General features: G+C 40.7%; 20 protein-coding genes, 1 rRNA gene and 1 pseudogene. 13 read left to right on the top strand and 9 right to left on the bottom strand.

Annotation, left to right across the window (positions count from 1 at the left end):
* Positions 1-31 precede the first annotated feature (31 nt).
* Together AAEU30_RS17270 and AAEU30_RS17265 are read left to right on the top strand one after the other, a co-directional pair.
* The gene (locus AAEU30_RS17270; RefSeq protein WP_421961587.1) at positions 32-2,080 is read left to right on the top strand and encodes a S9 family peptidase; all 2,049 of its coding nucleotides are present in this window, start codon (positions 32-34) and stop codon (positions 2,078-2,080) included.
* Positions 2,081-2,266: 186 nt separating this feature from the next.
* Complete coding sequence (locus tag AAEU30_RS17265; RefSeq protein ID WP_421961585.1) at positions 2,267-2,692, top strand: hemerythrin domain-containing protein; 426 nt, start codon at positions 2,267-2,269, stop codon at positions 2,690-2,692.
* A gap of 46 nt (positions 2,693-2,738) precedes the next feature.
* Here AAEU30_RS17265 and AAEU30_RS17260 read toward each other — a convergent pair whose 3' ends face one another.
* Positions 2,739-3,152 carry a hypothetical protein gene (locus AAEU30_RS17260; protein ID WP_421961584.1) on the bottom strand — a complete coding sequence of 138 codons (414 nt, stop codon included), beginning with the start codon at positions 3,150-3,152 and terminating at the stop codon, positions 2,739-2,741.
* Between the two features lie 197 nt (positions 3,153-3,349).
* Between AAEU30_RS17260 and AAEU30_RS17255 the strand changes: the two genes are divergently transcribed.
* The 9 genes from AAEU30_RS17255 (at position 3,350) to AAEU30_RS17215 (ending at position 14,811) form a co-directional block, all read left to right on the top strand.
* Positions 3,350-5,680 (top strand): TonB-dependent receptor, encoded by a 2,331-nt coding sequence (locus tag AAEU30_RS17255; protein WP_421961583.1) that lies wholly within the window; start codon positions 3,350-3,352, stop codon positions 5,678-5,680.
* 12 nt (positions 5,681-5,692) lie between these two features.
* Positions 5,693-7,846: a dihydrolipoyl dehydrogenase family protein gene (locus AAEU30_RS17250; RefSeq protein WP_421961582.1), complete on the top strand. Its 2,154-nt coding sequence runs from the start codon at positions 5,693-5,695 to the stop codon at positions 7,844-7,846.
* A 1-nt stretch (position 7,847) separates the two neighbouring features.
* Complete coding sequence (locus AAEU30_RS17245; protein WP_421961656.1) at positions 7,848-8,669, top strand: DUF547 domain-containing protein; 822 nt, start codon at positions 7,848-7,850, stop codon at positions 8,667-8,669.
* A gap of 49 nt (positions 8,670-8,718) precedes the next feature.
* Positions 8,719-9,918 carry an ABC transporter substrate-binding protein gene (locus AAEU30_RS17240; RefSeq protein WP_421961655.1) on the top strand — a complete coding sequence of 400 codons (1,200 nt, stop codon included), beginning with the start codon at positions 8,719-8,721 and terminating at the stop codon, positions 9,916-9,918.
* Positions 9,918-11,630, top strand: a complete 1,713-nt coding sequence (locus AAEU30_RS17235; RefSeq protein ID WP_421961581.1) for an ABC transporter permease — start codon at positions 9,918-9,920, stop codon at positions 11,628-11,630. The genes AAEU30_RS17240 and AAEU30_RS17235 overlap by 1 nt, the downstream gene beginning before the upstream one ends.
* A 1-nt stretch (position 11,631) precedes the next feature.
* Positions 11,632-12,282, top strand: a complete 651-nt coding sequence (locus tag AAEU30_RS17230) for an ATP-binding cassette domain-containing protein (protein ID WP_421961580.1) — start codon at positions 11,632-11,634, stop codon at positions 12,280-12,282.
* Positions 12,275-12,907, top strand: a complete 633-nt coding sequence (locus AAEU30_RS17225) for a CDP-alcohol phosphatidyltransferase family protein (protein WP_421961579.1) — start codon at positions 12,275-12,277, stop codon at positions 12,905-12,907. The genes AAEU30_RS17230 and AAEU30_RS17225 overlap by 8 nt, the downstream gene beginning before the upstream one ends.
* Positions 12,900-13,694: a sterol desaturase family protein gene (locus tag AAEU30_RS17220; RefSeq protein WP_421961578.1), complete on the top strand. Its 795-nt coding sequence runs from the start codon at positions 12,900-12,902 to the stop codon at positions 13,692-13,694. The genes AAEU30_RS17225 and AAEU30_RS17220 overlap by 8 nt, the downstream gene beginning before the upstream one ends.
* A 103-nt stretch (positions 13,695-13,797) precedes the next feature.
* Complete coding sequence (locus AAEU30_RS17215; protein ID WP_421961577.1) at positions 13,798-14,811, top strand: alpha/beta fold hydrolase; 1,014 nt, start codon at positions 13,798-13,800, stop codon at positions 14,809-14,811.
* Between the two features lie 13 nt (positions 14,812-14,824).
* On the opposite strand, the gene AAEU30_RS17210 is transcribed toward AAEU30_RS17215, so the two are convergent.
* From AAEU30_RS17210 to exaC, 4 genes are all read right to left on the bottom strand, one after another.
* Positions 14,825-15,022 (bottom strand): CPXCG motif-containing cysteine-rich protein, encoded by a 198-nt coding sequence (locus AAEU30_RS17210; protein ID WP_421961576.1) that lies wholly within the window; start codon positions 15,020-15,022, stop codon positions 14,825-14,827.
* A gap of 75 nt (positions 15,023-15,097) precedes the next feature.
* Complete coding sequence (locus AAEU30_RS17205) at positions 15,098-15,532, bottom strand: GFA family protein (RefSeq protein ID WP_421961574.1); 435 nt, start codon at positions 15,530-15,532, stop codon at positions 15,098-15,100.
* 58 nt (positions 15,533-15,590) lie between these two features.
* Positions 15,591-17,093 carry a S41 family peptidase gene (locus AAEU30_RS17200; RefSeq protein ID WP_421961573.1) on the bottom strand — a complete coding sequence of 501 codons (1,503 nt, stop codon included), beginning with the start codon at positions 17,091-17,093 and terminating at the stop codon, positions 15,591-15,593.
* Between the two features lie 146 nt (positions 17,094-17,239).
* Positions 17,240-18,760 (bottom strand): acetaldehyde dehydrogenase ExaC, encoded by a 1,521-nt coding sequence (gene exaC / locus AAEU30_RS17195; protein WP_421961572.1) that lies wholly within the window; start codon positions 18,758-18,760, stop codon positions 17,240-17,242.
* 163 nt (positions 18,761-18,923) lie between these two features.
* Between exaC and AAEU30_RS17190 the strand changes: the two genes are divergently transcribed.
* On the top strand, positions 18,924-19,829 hold the full coding sequence (locus tag AAEU30_RS17190) for an AraC family transcriptional regulator (RefSeq protein ID WP_421961571.1): 906 nt from the start codon (positions 18,924-18,926) through the stop codon (positions 19,827-19,829).
* Positions 19,830-20,067: 238 nt separating this feature from the next.
* A complete protein-coding gene (locus AAEU30_RS17185) occupies positions 20,068-22,248 on the top strand; it encodes an OsmC domain/YcaO domain-containing protein (protein ID WP_421961570.1) in 2,181 nt (726 codons plus the stop codon).
* A 110-nt stretch (positions 22,249-22,358) separates the two neighbouring features.
* On the opposite strand, the gene AAEU30_RS17180 is transcribed toward AAEU30_RS17185, so the two are convergent.
* The 4 genes and pseudogenes from AAEU30_RS17180 to rrf form a co-directional block, all read right to left on the bottom strand.
* On the bottom strand, positions 22,359-22,706 hold the full coding sequence (locus tag AAEU30_RS17180; protein WP_421961569.1) for a transposase: 348 nt from the start codon (positions 22,704-22,706) through the stop codon (positions 22,359-22,361).
* Between the two features lie 131 nt (positions 22,707-22,837).
* Positions 22,838-23,008, bottom strand: a complete 171-nt coding sequence (locus AAEU30_RS17175; RefSeq protein WP_421961654.1) for a helix-turn-helix domain-containing protein — start codon at positions 23,006-23,008, stop codon at positions 22,838-22,840.
* A gap of 93 nt (positions 23,009-23,101) precedes the next feature.
* Positions 23,102-23,224, bottom strand: a pseudogene (locus AAEU30_RS17170) (hypothetical protein); the annotation flags it as partial.
* A 471-nt stretch (positions 23,225-23,695) separates the two neighbouring features.
* A 5S ribosomal RNA gene (rrf, locus tag AAEU30_RS17165) occupies positions 23,696-23,810 on the bottom strand.
* Positions 23,811-23,817 lie beyond the last annotated feature (7 nt).

The raw sequence follows: 23,817 nt of genomic DNA, 5'->3' as shown, positions 1-23,817 counted from the left end.
TGATAATTAAAAACAAGCGAAGGAAATTTTCATGTTAAAAACTAGTTTAGCATTGGCAATTGGGCTTTCAAGCTCTCTTGCGATTGCAGCAACGCCTCTTACAGTTGAAGACATTCCAAAAATTCAATCAGTAATACAAACAAGCGTTAGTCCTGATGGCGACAGCGTTGCATTTACTCGTTCTGTACCTCGTGAGCTTTATGTTGATGAAAATGGCAGTAATTACAGTGAACTTTATGTTGTCGATGATGAAGGTGTTGAGCGCCCTTTCATTACAGGCTCTGTCAGCATTAAAAGCATTCAATGGTCAAACGACAGCAAAACCATCTATTTCTTAGCTAAACTAAAAGACGATAAGTTCACTGCATTGTACCAAATTCCGGTTGATGGTGGCCAAGCACAAAAAGTGTTGTCATTAAAAGGCACGTCTATTTCAAGCTATCAGCTTAGCCCTGATAATAATCAGTTAGCCATTTTAGCGATGCCTGCTGCCGATAAGTCTGATAAAGAACTAAAAAAACTGGGCTTTAAAGCTGAAGTCTATGAGCTTGGTTTAAAAAACAAGCAGCTGTTTATTGTTGATTTGGCAAAAGCCGACAAACCACTCACCCCGAATGCTCTAAACGTAGAGAACTACGTGAGTGATGTTAACTGGGCTGCAAATGGTGAAAAGCTCTTAGTTAAAACACAGCCGACTGCTTTAATTGATGATAAATACACAAAATCAATGTGGCATTTATTTGATATTGCCAGTAACCAAGTGACTCTATCGTTTAAAACAGAAGGTAAGCTCGGCGATGCAGAACTCTCACATGACGGTAAATACATTGCCATTTTAGGTGCAGAGGATAAACACGACCCGGCAACTGGGCGTTTATATATTGCCGATACTAAAACAGCCAAAATTACTGAGTGGTTACCTAATTTTATGGGCCATGTTGCTGATATTGAATGGTCGAATAAACGTAACACCCTTAACTTTATCGCCAACGTGGGCACCGAAAGCTTCGTTGCAAGTATAAAAACCGGTTCAAATAAATATAAAAAGCTGGTTAAAGAAGGTAAGTTTATTGCATCTAATCTGAGTATTTCTGATTCAGATAAAACCATTGCACTTCGTGGTAATACAGCTAAGCACCCAAATGAAGTATTTATTGTACGCAGTAAAAAAGCCAAACGATTAACTGATTCAAACGAATGGTTTAACGATAAGCGTTTTGCAAAACAAGAGACTATATCTTTAAAAGCTCGTGATGGCGTTGAGATTGATGGTGTACTTGTATACCCACTTGATTACAGTGAAGGTACTCGCTACCCGTTAATTATGTCTGTTCATGGTGGTCCTGAAAGTCATGATAAGAATGGTTGGATAACGAATTACTCGCGCCCAGGTCAAATGGGGGCAGCACGTGGTTATGCAGTATTTTATCCTAACTACCGTGGTTCAACCGGTAAAGGGGTTGAATACTCTAAGCTTGGTCAAAACGACTATGCTGGTAAAGAGTTTGATGACTTGGTTGATTTTAAAAACCACCTTGTTGACATGGGCTTAGTAGATACTAAACGTGTAGGTATCACTGGTGGCTCTTATGGCGGTTATGCATCTGCGTGGGCAGCGACTAAACTGACTAAACATTTCGCTGCAAGTGTAATGTTTGTAGGCGTTACAAATCAGTTATCTAAATTTGGTACTACTGATATTTCAAATGAAATGAACCTAGTACATGCGCGTTCATATCCATGGGATAAATGGCAATGGTACTTAGAGCGCAGCCCAATATACTGGGCGGGGCAATCTGAGACCCCATTATTAATTATGCATGGTAAAGATGACCCTCGTGTACACCCTGCGCAATCAATGGAAATGTACCGCTACATGAAGGTACAAGGTAAAGATGTACGCTTAGTTTATTACCCTGGCGAAGGCCATGGGAATCGCAAAGTTGCTGCACAATACGATTACAGCTTACGTTTGATGCGCTGGATGGATAACTACTTAATTGACGGCAAAAAAGACATGCCTGAATTTGAAATTGACCATGCAGCTAAACTCAAAGCAGTAAAAGATGCTAATAAGTAATCGCTAAGCTTACTTATCCTAAGGCCAGCCACTGTGTTGGCCTTTTTCATTTAAGCCTGTAAATTTTACATTTCAACCTCCTTCCACCCATTAGTTGAAATCACCTTTTCATTATAAAACAGTATGTTAAAAACTGGCTTGTCACTTGCTTCTGTATTTTGTAAATGAGCAAAGCAAGGAAACATCATGAATATTTTTGAAGCACTACGTCACGATCACGATAAGCAACGTTCACTTGTCGATTCACTAATAGAAACACACGGTGATTCGCCAAAACGACAGAAACTAATGGACGACTTAAAAACCGAACTAGAAGAACATGCTAAATTTGAAGAGCGCTTTTTCTATAACCCATTAATGTGTGATGACTTAACTCAAGATAAAGCACGCCACAGCGTTGCTGAACATCATGATATTGATGAGTTAGTTGAAGAACTTGAGCAAACGGATATGAGTTCACCTGCATGGTTAGCGACAGCCAAAAAACTGCATCATATTGTGCATCACCACCTTGATGAAGAAGAGCAAGAGGTATTTCAATTGGCAGGTAAGGCGTTAACGCAACACCAGAAACAAGTGTTGGCTGAAAAATACAATAATGCTATGCATTAGTTAGCCCTTTTAAACAAAGCCGCGTATAACGCGGCTTTTGCTGTTTTTATTTTACAGTGAATTTTACATCTTGATCGCGTAATAAATAAAGCGCAAAACATGCAGCCCACATTGGCCATGCGGCAAAGAATAATAAGTTATTAAAGCCATCAATATATTGTGCATAAGAAGACAGTGTTGATGCGCCATGCATTAAAAATATCACCCCGTAGGTAATGCGCTTTTTAATACCCGCCATAAATGCAAAAACCAAAATCAGTTGCAACGCGCCCAATATATAAGCCACCGTGTCATTTGAACCACTAATGCCATAAAAGTGTTCAAAAATACGTGTGCTATGTCCGGGATTTACGAACTTATCTAGCGTCCACATTAACATCACTACAAATACGCCTAAACGTAATGAAAACAGAGACCACTCAAGGCGATTTTGAGTATCGGTTGTTAGTGCTTGTGTCATTATATATCCTTTGGGGTTTTTGCTATTAAAAACAACAAGACCGAAAAGCACCGCTTTTCTTACAAAAATAATTAAATAAAATTAACTACATATTTTTTGAAAGTATTTTTACACCTTGAGGGTCTCATTCAACGTATATATACACAAACCAACTCAAGCGAGGAGGTTGAGTATTAACTAATTACAGTGAGATGATTTTGAAATACGCATTTTTAGCACTCAGCATTTGTGTCAGCTTTGCAACATTAGCAAAAGCGAATAGCGATATAGAAGTGATACATGTTTCGGCAGATAAATTAAAAGCAAACCCGCTGTCGCCCAAGGATGCCTCAGTGAGTGGCCCTTTTGGTGATGATCTTGCTTTGATTGATATAGCCAGAGCAATCACACCTATTAATAGTGATATGATTGAGCAACTCAATATCTCTACACTGCAAGATATATTAGCGGTAACACCAAATAGCTATGCAGCTAGTGGCTTTGGAGCTTCAAGTTTGCCTACTCTTCGCGGCCAATTGGGTGAACTTTATCAAGATGGTGTACGCAGACAAGCAGGTAATAATGGATTCGGTATACCCGTGTCATTCAATGCAATTGAACAAATTGATGTTGTCAAAGGTGCTCCCCCTGTTTTATTTGGCAGTAGCCAACGTAATGGTGGTTTCGTCAATTTACATTCAAAAACACCTAACATTCAATCATCACAAGGGAAAGTTGTTCTTTCTGCAGGACGTTGGGACCAATACAGTGCTCAAGTCGATTACTCGGCCCCCATTGTTGAAGGTGAAAGCGGTTTTAGAGTCAGCGCAGAGCACATAGATAATGGTAGTTATTACGATTATTCTGGCTATGAAAGTGACAGCCTATTTGCTGCTTTACGCTTTTTACCTGATGATAAAACCAGTTGGGATCTTAACTTTGAATTATACCAAGTAGATTATACCGATAACGCTGGCATAAACCGCCCAACGCAAGCATTGATTGATGATGGCCTGTATATTACCGGACAAGGCGTACAACCCAATGGCAGTACAATCGCAGGTGCTAATGCTGTTGTGTCTCCAACGGGGCAAGTTGTTATACCACGAAGCCAAGTGTTAACCGACCCTGATAATATTAATAATGCGACGACGTATTTACTGCACAGCACCTACAAACGCCAATTAAATGATAAAACATCAATTAAAAACATTACCTATTTTCAACACCTCCAACGAGAAGGTATTGCGCAAAACAGTTTTGTCGAAATTATAGATGGTGCAGACACGGCGCAGAACAGGACCGAGTTAAATTATCAGTGGGATCAAGATCAGAGCACTATTTTTGCATTTGATGTTCGCTACAACAAAGTCAAAGGCTATAGTCAATTTACCACCGAGGCAGACTTACCCATTGATTTAACAGGCCCAATTGAAAACCGTCGTATCCCTTTAACTGAGGAACAACAAGCGCGTTTAGTTGAGCTTCGCCCAGGTGTGTTTGTCTCCCCAGGCGGCCAGTATGATTTAAATAACGATGGCCGTGGCGACTTTTCACTATCAGATACAACTAATTCCACCAGCTGGCAAACCGGCATAGCCATACAGCATGATAGCCGATGGACTAACACTCTAAGCACCAATGTAGGTTACCGTCTTGATTATTATGATGTTAAAGCAAGTGATCCTATTGCACCACTAGGACAGGTTGCTGCAAGCGACACAATTGATGAAATTTTACATTCTGCTCAAGCAAGTATTAATTATAAACTTACCCCAGAACTGACCAGTTATATTACAGCAAGCTATAACCAAGCTACCTCTAATAGTATGGCTGGAGGCACAGTACTTGGTAGCGATAACAAAATTAGTGATCAAAATTTTGCCACCGACAACACCCTTGCTGAAGTCGGATTAAAGTACTCTCCCGATGATAGCGCTTGGTACATTGATGGCGCACTATTTAATCAACGCCGTAGCTTACGCAACCGCGACGGTAGTAATACCGGTATTCGGACTCAAGGGTTTGAAGCACAGGCTTTTTACGATACAGCTGCTTATTGGTTTAGCGTAGGCTATAGTTACATTGATGCACGCTATGACAATTCGGCCAGTAGCCAAGATTCTAGCCAAGTGGCCGATGCATTTGATAACTCGCGACCTGATATTATAAATGGTACATCAATAGGTGCACCTAACTTTGCATCTTTTGCGCCTTCAACACAGCGCGTACAGGGCATTCCAGAGCAGTCTGTTAGTTTTAATGGTGGGGTTTCAATTACCGATAATTGGGATGTCGGCCTTGGAGGCATATACACAAAGAGTTACCCATTGGATTATTTAGCAACAGTTTATATACGCGATCAATATACATTAAACGTAAATAGCCGTTATTCATTTAATGAGCAAACATCATTACGTTTGGATATTTCTAATGTAACCAATCAAGATAATTGGCGTCCGGTATTTGAAGGCGGTTATTTTGGTTCAACCTTGGTTTATCCCGAGTTACCGATTCATGCAAAACTTACATTTCAACATAACTTTTAAAAGCGAGTGCACATGTTAAAGAAATTATTACTACTTATTATAGCCTTGCTTGCTGTAGGGTTATTTTTTCATTTTGATTTACACCAATTACTTACCTTAGATGGCCTAAAAGGTTCAATGGAGCAATTTAGTCAATGGCGAGAACAATCTCCTTTGCTCGTTATCGGCGGCTTTTTCTTATTATACGTCGCGGTCACTGCCCTATCATTACCAGGCGCTGCAATTTTAACTTTAGCTGCGGGCGCTTTATTTGGCTTGGTTGAAGGCCTACTCGTTGCTTCATTTGCCTCAACACTTGGCGCGACTCTAGCATTTTTAGTATCTCGTTACTTATTACGAGATACAGTAAAAAAACGCTTCCCTGAGCGTCTGGATGCCATTGATAAGGGCGTTGAAAAAGAAGGCGGCTTTTACTTATTCACATTGCGACTCGTGCCTGTCTTCCCATTTTTCTTAATCAATTTATTAATGGGTGTTACAGCTATTAAAGCATGGACATTTTACTGGGTAAGCCAACTAGGTATGTTGGCAGGTACTTTTGTATATGTTAATGCGGGTACACAGCTAGCACAAATAGACAGTTTGTCGGGCATTTTGTCTCTGAATCTTATTTTATCTTTTGCATTATTGGGTATCTTTCCTTTTATCGCTAAAGCAATTATTAACTCTCTAAAAAAACGTAAAGTTTATAAAAACTATAACAAGCCAAAACAGTTTGACCGTAACATGATAGTTATCGGCGGTGGTGCAGGTGGTTTAGTAACCAGTTATATTGCAGCAGCAGTTAAAGCAAAGGTTACCCTAATTGAAGCCGGTGAAATGGGTGGTGACTGTTTAAACTATGGTTGTGTGCCAAGTAAAGCGATTATTAAAAGCGCTAAAGTCGCTGAACAATTTAAACATGCAGATAAGTATGGCTTAGAAAGTAGCACTGCAGAGTTTTCATTCAAAAAAGTGATGGCCCGCGTACATCAGGTAATTGCTGATATCGCCCCGCACGACAGTGTTGAGCGCTATACAAAATTAGGTGTTGAAGTACTTAAAGGCTACGCCAAAATAGTTGACCCATGGACCGTCGAAATTAAACTAAATGACGGTGGTACACAAACGTTAACAGCTAAGACCATTGTTATTGCGACAGGCGCACGTCCATTCGTACCACCACTTCCTGGTATAGAAGAAACTGGCTATGTCACTAGCGATACATTGTGGAGCAAATTTGCTGAACTAGATCACGCTCCAAAAAAATTAGTCGTACTGGGCGGTGGCCCAATTGGCTCAGAGCTTGCGCAAAGTTTTTCTAGATTAGGCTCATCGGTTACACAAATCGAAATGGCTGATCGTATTATGATTAAAGAAGATCTAGAGGTCTCTGAATTTGCTACTCGTGCACTCAAAGCCAGTGGCGTAAATGTATTAACTAATCATCAAGCGCTGCGTTGTGAAGCTCGCGATGGTAAAAAGTACATAGTTGTTAAACACCAAGAGCAAGAGCTTGAAATTGAATACGACGAACTGCTATGCGCCGTAGGCCGTAGTGCTCGCTTAAAAGGCTATGGGCTTGAAGAGTTAGGGATAGAAACTAACCGTACCATTGTTACTAACGAATACTTAGAAACCCTTTACCCGAACATTTTTGCCGCAGGTGACATTGTAGGGCCTTACCAGTTTACTCATGTTGCAGCACATCAAGGCTGGTACGCTGCTGTTAACGGTTTATTTGGCAACCTGAAAAAATTCAAAGTCGATTACCGTGTGATCCCATGGACGACATTTATTGACCCAGAAGTTGCACGAGTCGGTCTAAATGAACAAGATGCGATTGATCAAGGCATAGATTACGAAATAACCCGTTTTGAATTTGAAGAGCTTGACCGAGCAATCACAGAAAGTGCAACCCAAGGTTTCATCAAGGTGATTACCCCTAAAGGAAAAGATAAAATACTCGGTGTCACTGTGGTTTCGGAGCATGCAGGCGACCTAATAGCTGAATTTGTGTTAGCAATGAAACACGGCTTAGGCCTTAATAAAATACTCGGTACTATTCATAGCTACCCAACATGGGCTGAGGGTAATAAATATGCAGCAGGTGAATGGAAACGTGCGCACGCACCACAAACCGTTCTCAATTGGCTTGAAAAATACCACACGTGGCGTAGAGGCTAATATGCGCTTAGTGTATAGCTCAGTTATACTGTGGAGCGCTGCACTGGCATTATTTGTCAGTTCAGCGTTTGCTGCTGCATCAGCTAATGACTCAATTCACCAACCATGGCAGCAACTACTCAACAATAATGTAAAAAACATAAATAACGGCGTCAGTAGTCAGGCTAATTACGCAGGATTTAAAGCTGAACAGGCAAAGTTGCAGGCTTACTTAAATACATTATCTCAAGTAGAAAAGAGCGACTTTGACAGTTGGAATAATACGACCCAATTAGCCTTTTTGATTAATGCATACAATGCTTGGACCGTTGAATTTATACTAAGTGAATACCCAAATATAGACTCTATTAAAGAGCTGGGCAGCTTTTTTAGTTCACCTTGGAGTAAAGAGTTTATACCGTTATTAGGTGAGATTCGCAGCTTAGATAATATTGAACATACTTTGATCAGAGGTGAGAATAAGTATAACGAACCGCGTATTCATTTTGCAGTTAACTGTGCAAGCATCAGTTGTCCGGCTTTACGAGCCCAAGCTTATAATGCGCCTGAGTTAAACAAACAACTTGAGCAACAAACAACGCTCTTTTTAGCTGATAAAACACGCAACTACGCTGATGGGAATACTCTGTATCTTTCATCAATCTTTAAATGGTATCAAGATGACTTTGAAAAAGGCTTTGCTGATTCACATTCTTTAGCCACCTTTATTTTATTATATTCAGATGCGCTAAACTTAAATGCAGAGCAACAACAGCTATTAAAAAATAATGCAATGAAAATAGAGTTTTTAGATTACGATTGGGCACTGAATGATATTCAGTAAATGTAACCCCTTTAACTGTCAAAAGAGTCGTTTTCGGGCCATTATTTTAATGCTATTAGCCATTTCATGGATACCGACTGGATCAGCTTCAGACTGGCAAGAAGTTGTTAAAAAAGGTGAAAATGGCACTGTGTATTTTCATGCTTGGGGTGGCGACCCACAAATTAATAAATACATTGAGTGGCTAGCTGATCAAGTAAAGCAAAAACACAACATTGACTTACACCACATAAAACTCACTGACACCAGCGAAGCGGTCAGTCGTGTACTTGCAGAAAAATCTGCGGGAAATCATCATAACGGTAAAGTAGATCTTATTTGGATCAATGGAGCTAATTTTGCAGCCATGGCTCAACATGGTTTATTAACACCAAACTGGGCGGAGCAGCTACCAAACTTTGCGTTAACAAACCCAATAAAAAACCCAGCCGTTACCTTAGACTTTGGCGTGCCTACTCATGGTATGGAATCTCCATGGGGGCAAGCAGCCCTGACATTTTATTATGATAGCCAAGCGACTCAAAGTCCTCCATATACATTACAAGATTTACTTTCTTGGAGCGCAAAAAACAGCGGCCGCTTTACTTATCCAAAACCGCCTGATTTTATCGGGGTGAGTTTTCTAAAATATGCCTTGATTAGCTTAACTCCGAAAGATAAACAGCACTTACTCTATCAAGCAGCCACTAAAGAAACAGCCGCTATAATATTGCCCAAACTATGGCACTATTTAGATGCTTTACACCCAAATTTATGGCGCAAAGGCCGCTTTTTTGTCTCTAATAGCACAGCACTTCGGCGCTTAATGGGTGACACTGAATTAAGCTTAGCATTAACGTTTTCTGCAGCAGAAGTACCAGCTGCGGTAGAACGTTACGATTTACCCACGAGTATTCGCAGCTATGCCATGCACGATGGTAGCCTCAGTAACATTCACTTTGTAGCTATCCCCTATAATGCGACTCAGCATAATAGCGCCAAGATTGTCGCTAACTTTATGTTAAGTGTACCGGCGCAAGCTAAGAAGCAACAACCCTCGGTATGGGGTGATCAAACCGTACTTGACCTTACCACACTCAGTACGGAACAAGCGGCGCTATTTAATCAAACAACCGCACACCCAAGTAGCTTAACAGTGAGCTCTAAAAGCCCTTCTCTAGCCGAGCCTCACCCAAGTTGGGTGGCATTAATAAACCAACAATGGTTGATGCGATATGGGGCAAAAAGTACCATGCAGAAGGTAAATTAATGATCAAATCCCGTGATTTTTTTACTCAAGCTGTGTTGCTATCTCCCAAATTACTCATGGCTTTACTGATTCTACCTGTTTTAGGTGGCCTTGTTGGCGTGTTATTACCCGCGTTCGGTTATATCCCTGCACTCAATAAAATGAGCTTTTCACTAGAAGGCTTTACTGCACTTTTTAACACCCCAGGGTTTTGCCAGATGGTGCTGCTGAGCATATCTAGTGCACTGGCTAGTACCTTACTTGCCTTTGTAATCACTACATTGATACTTGCTTGTTATTTTAATAGCCCTTGGCTTTATCGAATTCAGCGCTTATTAGGGCCTATTTTAGTCATACCACATGCTGCAGCAGCTATTGCTATTAGTTTTTTAATCACTCCCTCAGGAATGATATCACGGCTATTTTCACCTTGGCTCACTGCTTGGCAAACCCCACCAGATTGGCTATTGCCGCATGACTCATGGGGTATTAGTATGATTTTAGGCCTGACATTAAAAGAGTTACCTTTTTTATTATTGATGGCACTCGGTGCTTTATCACAAGCTGATTTAGGCGCTAAATTACGTGCCCAACATAAAATAGCCATGAGCTTGGGTTATTGCCCAATGACGGCTTTTTTTAAAGTTGTACTACCTAACTTGTATCCTTTTTTACGGTTACCTTTACTCGCCGTTTTGGCTTATGCCAGTGCAAATGTTGAGATACCACTCATCTTAGGGCCTAATGCGCCTCCTACTCTCGCAGTGGCAATAATGCACTGGTTTAACGATGTGGACTTAACGTTACGAATAAAAGCCTCTGCAGGCGCTATAATTCAATTGGTATTGACCGTTATTTTATTAGTTTCTTGGTGGTTACTTGAAAAGTTAACCAAGCGCATCAGCCAAACAAGCATTATTAATGGTAAACGTGATTACGCAGGCCATCTTGTTATGCGTTTTACCCATGCGACAACGTTCATTTTAATCAGCTGTGTTGTACTTTCGTTAGCTGGCCTTGTACTGTGGTCTTTTGCAGGGTATTGGCGTTTTCCAGCAAGTTTGCCAGATCAATTTGTGACTATGCATTGGCATAATGCACTAATGCAAATGCACACATCATTAATAAATACTCTTTTAATAGGCTTTGCAACCACATTTATTGCAATTATATTTGCTTTATTCACCCTAGAAGCAGAACAACAACGAGCACAAAGTTTGTCTCGCTTCGCAAGCTTAGTTATTTATTTACCAATGCTTATTCCAAGCATTGCGTTTTTATTTGGTTTAGTGTGGTTACAAGAACAAGTTAATAGCCAGCATGCATTATTCAATGTTATTTTTAGTCATTTGTTATTCGTTGTTCCCTATGTTTTTTTATCACTAGCCAGTAGCTATCGACGACTAGACCCACGTTTTGCTAATTTGGCAGCAAGTTTAGGCGCCACCCCAGCGAGTGTATTTTGGCGAGTAAAACTACCTATGCTGATAAGCCCAATTTGTATTGCTTTTGCTCTTGGATTGGCGATTAGTTTTAGTCAATATCTACCCACTTTATTGAATGGCGGTGGACGAATTAACACAATAACAACTGAAGCGGTTACATTAGCAAGTGGTGCCAGCAGACGGGTCAGCTCTGTCTATGCATTAATGCAGATGCTGTTGCCTGCACTTGCTTTTGCACTGGCCTGGTTTATCCCTAAACTCCTAAATAAATATCAACATAAGGCGTAAGATGAACTCTTTATTAGCTATTAAGCAACTTACTATCTGGCGTCAGCAAACCCAACTGATCAGTATTGATGAGTCTATACAAGGAGGAGAAATCCTCAGTATTATGGGCCCGTCAGGCAGTGGAAAATCAACGCTATTGAATTGGCTTACTGGCATGTTGCCTCATCAGTTTCGCGCTCAAGGTAGCTTATTTTTAAATCAACAAGACATCACTCAGATCCCAAGCCACCAACGCCATATTGGCTTGTTATACCAAGACCCTTTGTTATTTCCGCATTTGACGGTTGCTGGCAATATTGCTTTTGCAATGCCAAATGGGGTTAAAAAACACCGTGCTGATAAAATATCTCACGCCCTTGAGCAAGTTGGTTTAGGTGGCCTAGAGCAGCGTAACCCAGCCAATTTATCTGGCGGACAACAAGCTCGAGTAGCATTATTACGTGTTTTATTAAGTGAGCCTAAAGCTATCTTACTGGATGAGCCTTTTAGTAAGCTCGACAGTCAACTACGCCAAGAAACTCGCCAACTAGTGTTTAATCAAATACGAGAGCACCAATTGCCCGCAATAATGGTCACCCACGATCAGAGTGATACAGATGCCGCCAATGGTAAAGTTATTAATTTAAGCTCACAGGAAAACACCTATGCTTGATAAATATATCACCCCAGTAATCAAACCACTGTTACTGCCTGTGGTTATGTTTCTAGACAAACAAAAAATAACCCCAGATCAACTGACAGTGATTGGCTTTATTATTGGTCTACTCGCAGTGCCATTATTAGCATTTGAATTATGGTACGGTGCGCTCATCGCCATTGCTATTAACCGTATTTTTGATGGCCTTGATGGCGCTTTGGCTCGTTACAGTAAACAAAGCTCAAGTGCTGGCGGCTTTTTAGATATTACCTTAGATTTTTTGTTTTACGCCGCAATCCCTCTTGGCTTTATATTGGCAAACCCTACACAAAATGCCATAGCGGGAGCGATTCTATTAGCAGCCTTTATTGGCACTGGTTCGAGCTTTTTAGCCTTCGCCATTGCCGCCGAGAAGTTTAAACTCGAAAAGCCACAGTTTAAATATAAAAGCTTTTATTATTTGAACGGCCTCACTGAAGGCACTGAGACCATTGCACTGTTTATAGCTTTATGTATCTGGCCGCAGTACTTTGCGCTATTAGCCAGCTTATTTGCTTTTGCCTGCGCAATAACAATAGTAACACGTATCTACGGTGGCTATTTGACACTTAAACAACAAGAATCGACTCTCAATGAATAATGAACTGTTTTGGCGCTTAGGGTGTTTTATAAGCATTTTGGTGATCATGATGTTACTTGAATGGCAAGCCCCAGCTCGTAAGGCTCGTATTGCGCCAAAGCATCGCTGGCTTGGCAATTTTGGTTTAGTGTTTATCTCCTCTGTTGTCGCTAGATTAACAATACCTATCGGCTTAACTGCGCTTGCAATTTATAATGAAGAGCAAGGAATTGGCTTATTTAACTTCCTCAATCTTCCTTCATGGTTAATCGTGATCTTGTCTATTTTGCTATTAGATCTATTAATTTATTGGCAACATCGATTGTTTCACCAAGTCCCGTTACTGTGGCGTTTACACCGAGTGCACCATGCTGACAGTCATGTAGACTCAAGCACTGGCTTACGCTTTCATCCATTTGAAATAGTATTAAGTATATTGATTAAACTAATTGCGGTGACTGCATTAGGTGCTCCCGCAATTGCCGTGCTCATATTTGAGATTGCCCTCAATGGTTTTGCTTTGTTTAATCATGCCAATATTCGCTTGCCAAAAAGTATTGAACAACCACTTAGGCTGTTTATCATTACGCAGCAGTTACACCGGATCCACCATAGTCAAAAACCCAGTGAGACAAACAGTAATTATGGTTTTAGTGTTGTATGGTGGGATAAACTATTTAATAGTTATAAGGCAACCGCGCGGTTATCTGATAATGATTTACAAATTGGCCTAAAGCAGTATCCTGCAACGAATAAAAATACTCGTGTATTAACCTTATTACTGATGCCATTTAAAAATAATAGATAATTGCGCCCTAGTATGCTCGGTACTGTTGTGTTTAACTGTATAAGTCAAAAGAATTTAAAACTTGAGACATAAAACTTAAGTAAAAATACAAAGGAGTTTAATAGTGGACAAGGTATGGCTATTAAGCCTATTTCTATTGGTTAGTGTCAATACGCACAGCCAACAAGCAAATGACAAATCAAATGCTAAACTAAGCTATAATGCGCAGTTAACAAACTATAAGTACGATTTTACTCCCCTATTTTTTGATATTGAATCCCAGCAACACTCATTAAAAATGGCCTATATTTATTTACCAGCCAAAGGTAACAAGCCTGTTGTAACACTGATGCATGGTAAAAACTTTAATGCTCATTATTGGACATCAACCGCGCAGCTTTTACAAAAATTTGGCTATGGGGTATTAATGCCTGATCAAATTGGTTTTGGTAAATCATCTAAGCCAAAAAATTACCAATTCTCGTTTGCAGCGCTTGCTAATCACACCCACGCCTTAATGGCCTCTCTTAATATAAAGAGCTCAATTGTTTTAGGTCACTCAATGGGTGGCATGCTTGCGAGTCGATTTGCTTTGATGTATCCAGACATGACTGAAAAACTCATTCTAATGAACCCTATCGGTCTTGAAAACTACCTGCAATATGTACAATACAAAGACACTGATTTTTTCTATAAAAATGAATTAGCTAAAACTCCTGAGGGAGTTAAACAGTATCAGCAAAAGAATTACTATGATGGTAAATGGAATAGCCAATTCGAATCACTTACTCACTTTATTACTGGCCAAATTCAAGGCCCAGATCAAAAGCAAATTGCATGGGTCAACGCAAAAACCTACGATATGATTTTTACCCAACCAGTAATCACCGAGTTTGCTAACCTCACAATGCCCGTGAAGCTTATAATTGGTACACGCGACAGAACAGGTCCAGGCCGAAACTGGAAAAAGCAAGGTGTTGACTATGAACTTGGCCGCTACGATAAGCTAGGTAAATCAGCCGCAGCGTTAATTCCAAATTCAGAGCTATTTGAACTGGATAATATCGGTCACCTACCGCATATTGAAGACTTTGATCGCTTTAAAAAGGTGTTTATAAAAGCGTTGGAAGGTAAATAATTGAAAGTTAAATCTAGTAACTCTCGTCATCGCTGAATACGTTGACAGAGAGTTCTTCATCCATCGTTTCAAAAACTAAAAAATTAATCGGCTTACAGCAAACCTGGCAGTCTTCAATATATTGTTGATCTACGTCAGCGGGGTCGAGTAGTACTTCGATATGCTCACCACAATAAGGGCATGCGATGGTTTTTTCTGTTAATTGATTCATCGGTTAAAACTTCCTCTATTAATTTACAAGCCTGTATTGAAAAGATACTCCGTATATTTATCTCTACACTCTACTTTATAGCAATGGCAGAGCTTCATAGCTAGGTACGTTGTTGAAACTTTTTGCCCATGTCGCACAACTACCCACATAGATTTTAGCCGTTGGCTGAATTGTAACTGCGCTATCCAGGCTACCAGCAGGAACCACAATACAATTCATTTTCTCAACTCTTGTTGGAAGTGCAGACCCACAGTTTTGACAAAAGCTTCTGCTGTGTAATGTGTTAGCATGCTGGTAATTTTTAACTTCAGCTTCGCCTTGTATCCAGTTAAGTGTTGCTGCAGATGCAAACAAATTTGCAGCATGTGCTGAACCTGAATCTTTTCGGCAATGACCGCAATAACAGAGGAAGAATGAGTGAAAATCGCCATAAAGCTCATACTTCACGCAGCCACATAAACACGAGCCTAAATGTTGCTTACCCATAGAGCCTGATTTATGAAGTGCCATACTTATTATCCTTAGCGTCATATTACTTGTTATAGAATAGCTATAATATTAACAGCACTTATTGTAAAGTGCTGTTAATTTGCTCAAGTAAGGCTGCTGTTGTCCATTCAAGTCCATAATATGGAATATCAGGCTGATAATAGAATCCTTTTTCACGGGGTCTGTCTACGTATACTTTATTAGGAATAATCACCTTGCTCAACCCAGAAGGTGTATCAACTAACCTGACTTCCATATAAGTAGAGTCTGAACTACTTGGCGCGCCAAAAAGCTCTGTATTTGAAAACAGCTTAAAAGTATCAACAGCATCCAGGCAGGCGCTACCGCACTGCCCTGGTACAATCACCATCGCTTTATTTTGAAAAGCGCTACTTGTTACTTCATCTAAACGGTGCTCAGGTGGCTGATTATGCTCAACGTAAAACGCATTTCCCTCATGTAACGATAGTTGCATGCCTGCAGACACTTCTTTTACCATTTGGTACATTTCTGGTTGGTCTTTTAAAATTCCCTTTAATGACTCCACATATTCGGTATTATCTTTTGATGCGCGCCACCAAACTTGAGTTTTTGCGTTCGCTTTTTCTCTACGATAACTAACGATTTTTTGCCCCCATAACTGCTCTGCAACTTTTAGACTCCAAAAAGAAGATCCCCCTTGGTTATGGCGAAGATCAAGAACTACCGCTTTGGCCGTTAATAACTGGGCGCGCTGCTTTGCTAAATCGGCAAATAGTTTTCGGTAATCAACCTGTTGTTGCTCATTGGGTGAAAATGTTGGCATTGCAATCCAAGCGATATCCTTATTTGCCCAATGAAGACCGATAGGGAGCTCATCCCCATTAAAAGCATTCGCAAGGTACTCGCGAACGTTTTGTGGGCGAACAGACCACTTAAGTTGCACACTATAAGTCGCTCCATTTACGTCGACAAAATCACAGCTTTTTATTTTAGGCAAAAATGGGTTTCCATCATCAATAAGCAATCGCCGGCCTTGATTCCACCAGTGCCCAGGCTGCTCAACCTGCCCATGAAATGTAAAAATGGTTTTGCGCATTAAAGGCTCAACCGGGGTGTTATTACAGCGTATTACTTTGTCACCTTTAGTAATTTGATTATGCTCGCTGTAATACACTTTTAAGCCATCACCTCGCCATACTGCCGCAAACCCAGGCCAGCGCCTTGGCAACTTAAATTTGTCAGGCAAAACGGCGACTGCACCGGCATGCCCATCCTGTAAAACCGTATTAAAACGTGCAATTGCAGCTGCATAGGCCTGAGGCGTTGTTACTTGTTTAGCGAGTTCCAGGGCTTGATATTTAGCACTATCGAGTAACTCTGGAAAATCAAGGTTGAGCTTGTCAAACATACCCGGGTGATTCGCTGCTGTTTGCGCGTAGGCATATTGAATATCTTGCTCTGTTACAGCTTGCCACTGCGATGCAGTTAGCGGAAAATTCGCCATAGAGCTGCCCTCATCGCCTTGTGCATAAACATGGGCTGCTAGTAAAGACATAGCGATCACTAGTAGCTTAGGAGACGATTTAATCACCTTTTTCATACAAATCCTTTTTAATTATTATATTTTACTGATACCTAAGTAAACCAAACTAAGCTCTAAATGTAACTAGTTTATATACAAAAAAGCGCAGCCAGTAGCCACGCTTTGCATTACTTAATTAAATTACAGCTTCGCTTAAACCGCGTTTAAAAAAAGCCGAGTGGATCTTCGCTGTAGCTAACCAACAAATTTTTAGTTTGCTGGTAATGATCTAAAGCGAGTTTGTGGGTTTCACGGCCAATGCCTGATTTTTTATAGCCACCAAATGCCGCATGAGCTGGATACATGTGGTAACAGTTAGTCCACACACGGCCGGCCTCTATCTTACGGCCAAAGTGATAAGCGCGATTCATATTACGGCTCCATACACCTGCACCTAAACCAAACTCAGAGCTGTTAGCAAGTTCAAGCGCTTCTGCTTCATCTTTAAAGGTCGACATTGAAATAACTGGGCCAAAAATTTCTTCTTGGAAAACTCGCATATCGTTAGTACCTTTGAGTAAAGTAGGTTGAATGTAATAACCGCCATTTAGCTCATCACTTAATTGCTCAACATTACCTCCCGTGAGTACTTCTGCCCCTTCTTTTTTACCAATTTCAATATAACTAAGTATTTTATCAAACTGAGCCTGTGACGCCTGCGCGCCCACCATAGTTTCACTATCAAGCGGGTTGCCACGCTTTATTTGTAAAGTGCGCTGTAAAATACGTTCAATAAACTGCTCATATATGTCTTCTTGAATAAACAAGCGCGACGGACACGTGCACACCTCACCTTGGTTAAAGTAAGCAAGTACAGCCCCTTCAATCGCTTTGCTTAAAAATGAGTCGTCCTTATCCATTACATCATTAAAGAAGATGTTGGGAGACTTACCCCCAAGCTCAACAGTGGATGGAATAATGTTATCAGCTGCACATTTTAGAATATGCGAGCCAACTGGCGTCGAGCCAGTAAAGGCAATTTTAGCAATACGAGTACTGGTAGCCAGTGCTTCGCCGGCTTCTTTACCAAAGCCATTAACCACATTTAAAACCCCAGCAGGTAGTAAGTCCCCAATAATTTCCATCAATACTAAAATGGAGGCTGGAGTTTGCTCCGCGGGTTTTAGAATCACACAGTTTCCCGCGGCAAGGGCGGGTGCGAGCTTCCAAGCAGCCATTAAAATTGGGAAGTTCCAAGGGATTATTTGCCCTACTACGCCCAGTGGCTCGTGAAAATGATAGGCAACGGTGGTTTCGTCTATCTCACCTATTGTCCCTTCTTGGGCGCGAATACAACCAGCAAAATAACGAAAGTGATCTGCTGCCAGCGGAATATCGGCCGCTAAGGTCTCGCGAATTGCTTTACCGTTATCCCAAGTTTCAGCCACAGCAAGTAGCTCTAAGTTTTGTTCAATACGATCAGCAATTTTTAATAAAATGTTGCTACGCTCTGTGACTGAAGCTGTGCCCCATGCCGCTTTTGCTTCGTGGGCTTTATCAAGTGCAAGCTCAATATCCGCTTTATCTGAGCGCGGTATTTTACAAAATACTTTACCGTTCACAGGGCTTATATTGTCAAAGTATTGGCCATTAACAGGTTCAAGCCATTGCCCACCAATATAATTACCATACTGAGATTTAAAGTTAATGAGTGCACCGTCACTGCCTGGATTTGTATAGATCATTGTGTGTGTCCTATATTCAAGTTGTTGTTTATTTACTAAGTTCAAGCGGGGAATTATTGGTTATTTATCCGCCATTTATTGACATTAGCGCATAACAGGCATACAAACTTGATTACCTGTCCAAAAAACGTGTCTGTGTGTCCAGACTTACAAGTGAGGTAAAATGGAAGCTTATTTAACCAAAGAAAAGCTCACCAAACAGCGCCAAGCGGTTGACGTACTTATCGAAAACAAAGTTACTTTTGCCTCAGATAACGCACAGCTGAGTATTTACGATACCTATCAGGATGCACAAAAAGTGGCGCTGCACTCCAGCGAACTACTATTTTGCGGCATGATCAGCGGTAAAAAAATCATGCATGTTGGCGACAGTGACTACCACAAAGAGTTTTTACCACAGCAATCATTTGTATTAGCACCGGAGCAAGGTGTGTTGATTGATTTTCCAGAAGCGTCAATTAAGCAACCAACCACCTGTTTAGCGATTGAAATTAGCCGTGATAAAATTAGCCAAGTCGCTGATGCACTTAATCTGCAGCAACAAATTAGCAGTGATGATTTTTTTCAATACATCCCTAAACTTATCCATGCCGAGCATAATCAACAAACCCAACAGTTACTTGAGCGTATGATTGGCTTATTCAGTGAAAACGAGCAAGATCGTCATTATTTAATAGAGCTTTCAGTTAATGAATTAATTACTCGCTTACTACAACAACAAAGCCGCGATTTAATGCTCGCTAATTGCCATCAACCACAAATTAATTGCAGCCTTAACAACGCGCTGGAATACTTAGCAGAAAACCTAAATCAAACGCTCGATATTGATAAGTTATGCAAAATAGCCTGTATGAGCCGCAGTAAGTTTTATCAACAATTTAAACTCGCATTTGGACAAAGCCCTGCTACATACCAACAACAATTACGATTGAAAAAAGCAAGACAATTACTGCAATCAGGCCAACAAGTCAGTCAAATATGCTATGAACTAGGTTTTACCAATCCGAGTCACTTTAGCCGTTTATTTAAGCGAACGTTTGGCGTGCCACCTAAGCACTATAAGCATTAAAAATACAGTCCGGCAGTCTGATGCAGAATGTATCAGACTCAGATAAAACAACTTGGAGCTTCAACCTTGCTAACTTTATCTTCGCAAGCTTTACTGTTTTAAAATTAACTGTGACTATTACTTGTATGTACTCCCCTAAAAAGCGGATAATTGCAGCTAAATGAAAATACACTGATCAAGCCTGGCACAAACACTTTGCTGCCTTGCTTTTTAGTGCGCATGAAGGTGGACCAACTCAATGGAAATTAAAGTTAATTTTCTCGATAATCTTAGGTTAGAAGCTAAGTTTGACGATTTCTCAGTTATTGCGGATCAACCAATCCGTTACAAAGGCGATGGCTCTGCGCCAAGTCCATTTGACTATTTTTTAGCATCGTCGGCTTTATGTGCTGCGTACTTTATAAAAGTGTATTGTAATGCCCGTGATATATCGACCGACGGTATTCGTGTTGCGCAAAACAACATTGTTGATCCAGAAGATCGTTACAATCAAATTTTCCAAATTCAGGTGGAACTGCCTGAAAGCATTTCTGAAAAAGACCGTACCGGTATTTTGCGCTCAGTAGATCGTTGTACAGTTAAGCGTGTTATTCAAACTGCGCCTGAGTTTAAAATTGATGCAGTAGAAAGCCTCGATAACGATGCTGAGGCCATGTTAATGGCAAAACCAGAAGGTAGCGAAAATACCTTTATTCTAGGTAAAGACTTACCGCTTGAGCAAACTATTGCTGATATGACCGCGATTTTAGCCGATTTAGGGATGAAGATTGAAATTTCATCGTGGCGCAATATCGTACCAAACGTATGGTCGTTACATATTCGTGATGCCGCCTCGCCAATGTGTTTTACCAATGGTAAAGGTGCCACCAAAGAAAGCGCATTGTGCTCTGCCCTTGGCGAGTTTATCGAGCGCTTAAACTGTAACTTTTTCTATAATGATCAGTTCCTTGGTGAAGAAATTGCCAACAGTGAGTTTGTCCATTACCCAAATGAAAAATGGTTTACTCTTACCGATGACGATTCGCTACCTGAAGGTATTTTAGACGACTACACACTAAGCATATATAACCCTGAAGATGAGCTGTGTGGTTCGCACCTAATCGACACCAACTCAGGCAATGTTGAACGCGGCATTTGCTCTATCCCGTATGTGCGTCACTCTGACGGCGAAACCGTGTATTTTCCGTCAAACTTAATTGAAAATTTATTTTTAAGTAATGGTATGAGCGCCGGTAATAACTTTGCCGAAGCCAAAGTACAATGTTTATCAGAAATTTTTGAGCGCGCGGTTAAGCGCCAAATTATCGAGCAAGAAATTGTATTACCCGACGTACCTGAGTCGGTACTTGCTAAATACCCTGGCATAGTTGCCGGTATTAAAGGCTTGGAAGAACAAGGCTTTCCCGTTGTGGTAAAAGATGCCTCATTAGGTGGTCAATTTCCCGTGATGTGCGTTACCTTAATGAACCCAAAAACCGGCGGTGTGTTTGCTTCATTTGGTGCACACCCTAGCTTTGAAGTGGCCCTTGAGCGTAGCTTAACAGAGCTTTTACAAGGTCGCAGCTTTGAGGGGTTAAATGACGTACCCAAGCCTACTTTTAACAGTATGGCGGTGTCTGAGCCAGAAAACTTTGTTGAACACTTTATTGATTCAACCGGTAAAATTTCATGGCGTTTTTTCAGTGCTAACCACGATTATGACTTTGTAGAATGGGACTTCTCAGGCACTAATGAAGAAGAGACTGCAAGCTTATTTGGCATCCTAAAAGACTTAGGCAAAGAAGCCTACATAGCTGAATTTTCAGATATTGGCACCGCTTGTAGAATTTTAGTACCTGACTATTCAGAGGTTTACCCAGTAGAAGACTTAATTTGGGATAACACCAATAAAGCTCTTAAATACCGTGCTGACATTTTAAACCTACACAGTTTAGATGAAGATCAACTAGCCGATTTAGTTGAGCGACTTGAAGAAAGTCAATTGGATAACTACACAGATATTATCACCCTGATTGGCGTTGAGTTTGATGAAAACACAGTATGGGGCCAGCTAACAATTCTTGAGCTTAAATTACTTATTTACTTAGCATTAGGTGATTTAGAAGCAACAATGGAACTGGTTGAAACCTTCTTACAGTTTAACGATAACACCGTTGAACGCGGGTTATTTTACCAAGCAATGCATGCAACGCTAGAAGTTGCCTTAAGTGATGACCTGGAAATTGAAGACTATATTTACAGCTTTACGCGCATGTTTGGCCAAGAAGTAATGGATGCTGTGGTAGGTTCAATCAATGGCGATGTATTGTTCTACGGTTTAACACCTACCAACATGCAACTTGAAGGCTTAGAGCGCCATCAACGTTTAATTGACAGCTATAAAAAGCTACACGCCGCACGTGCTGCAAGAGCGAAATAAAACGTGTGAGCGTGAAATAAATTTGCGCTTACACTGACTATTAAATCCTATATATTTAAGCACCTAGCATTGGCAGGTGCTTTTTTATAGTATCAAGCCAGTACAAATCATTATAGCAATAGCATTGGTATAACGTTAATCATATCTATCCATGTCCTCGAGCAGATACGCTTAACGTTATCAATGTCTGAGCAAAGTACATTCCACGCCCTACTTACTTGTTCAACAATATCGTCATAACTTGCAAACGTAAGATTTGATAGCACTCTGTTTCTCATCCATGCCCATACTTGTTCAATCGGGTTCAGCTCGGGTGAGTAGGGAGGCAACGGTATCACCGACACATTTTTAATGTCTTGTGCAACATTACCCATATGCCAGCTTGCGTGATCAACGATGACCACTGCGTGCTCTCCACAGGGCGTCGCATCCGAAATGAGTTGTAAGTATTGCCTCATTATATCCTTACTCAATAAGGCGCTATAATTGCCTCTGTCTGACCTATTGCAGGGCAAACTGCACCAAAAATATGAGTTGATAGAAATTGTTGCTGCTTGACCACTCGAGGCCTGGAATTGTGATGTTCGTATTACGAAGGAAATTTTTTAAAGTCTTCTTGCGCCTGAACTGATTGCTTAGGGTGCTTCAAACGAGATGTAATCCATGACAAATTAAGTTCATGTAATAGACGATAAACATTATTTAGCTTGTACTGAACACCAAATGTATCGCAAATATACTCACGAATATCTTCACCGATTAATCGCCCCCCTTCATCTTTAACCGTATGTTTGCATACATAATCTTTGAGTTGCAGTTTTTGTTTTAGGGTTAAAGCGCAAGGGCGACTGGGCTATTTCTTAATGTCCAATGCTTCAATTCCATCGGCAAGATAAGCCGTCACCCACTCATTTACTAGGCGTCGACTAACGCCTGTCGCTTGTGCAACAGACGTACGGTTTTTAACTTTAAGAAATAGGCGAACAACTTAGTAACACGTTTTTAGTCACGCATCTCGGCTGTAGGGAAAATCTGGAATGTTGGACAATTTAAGTTCAGTAAGAATGACTGTATTTAGCTCTATTAGATCACAAAAAGCATAAGATTAAAATAGATCATCCATTAAATGTATTTGGTATAACAAATGCTACACTATCATTGTCTGTGGCGTTCTTTTATCTGTAGGTTTCGTGATACTCAACCCACGCTACGGCGGTCAGGTTGACGCTGTGCAACTCGCTAGCTTTACTCTCGCTAACTATTTCACTTTCCTGTAAACGTAAAAAAGCCCGACTCAATGAGTCGGGCTTTCTTGTATTTGGAGCCATGGTGCGCTACGCAGTAGGATGACCTACTTTCGCATTGACGGCTTAAAGCTGAGCGCTATACTTTATTCCAGACAGCAAAAAACCCGTCACATTGCTGTAACGGGTTTCTCTTATTTTAAGCCTGGCGATGACCTACTTTCACATAACAAATGCTACACTATCATCGGCGCTGTTTCGTTTCACTACTGAGTTCGGCATGGGGTCAGGTGGGTCCAAAACGCTATTGTCACCAAGCAAATTT

Source organism: Pseudoalteromonas mucoides (genome assembly GCF_049257175.1).
Lineage (GTDB): Bacteria > Pseudomonadota > Gammaproteobacteria > Enterobacterales > Alteromonadaceae > Pseudoalteromonas.
The sequence above is the reverse complement of the archived record's forward strand: the minus strand, read 5'-3'. Positions and strand labels throughout refer to the sequence as shown.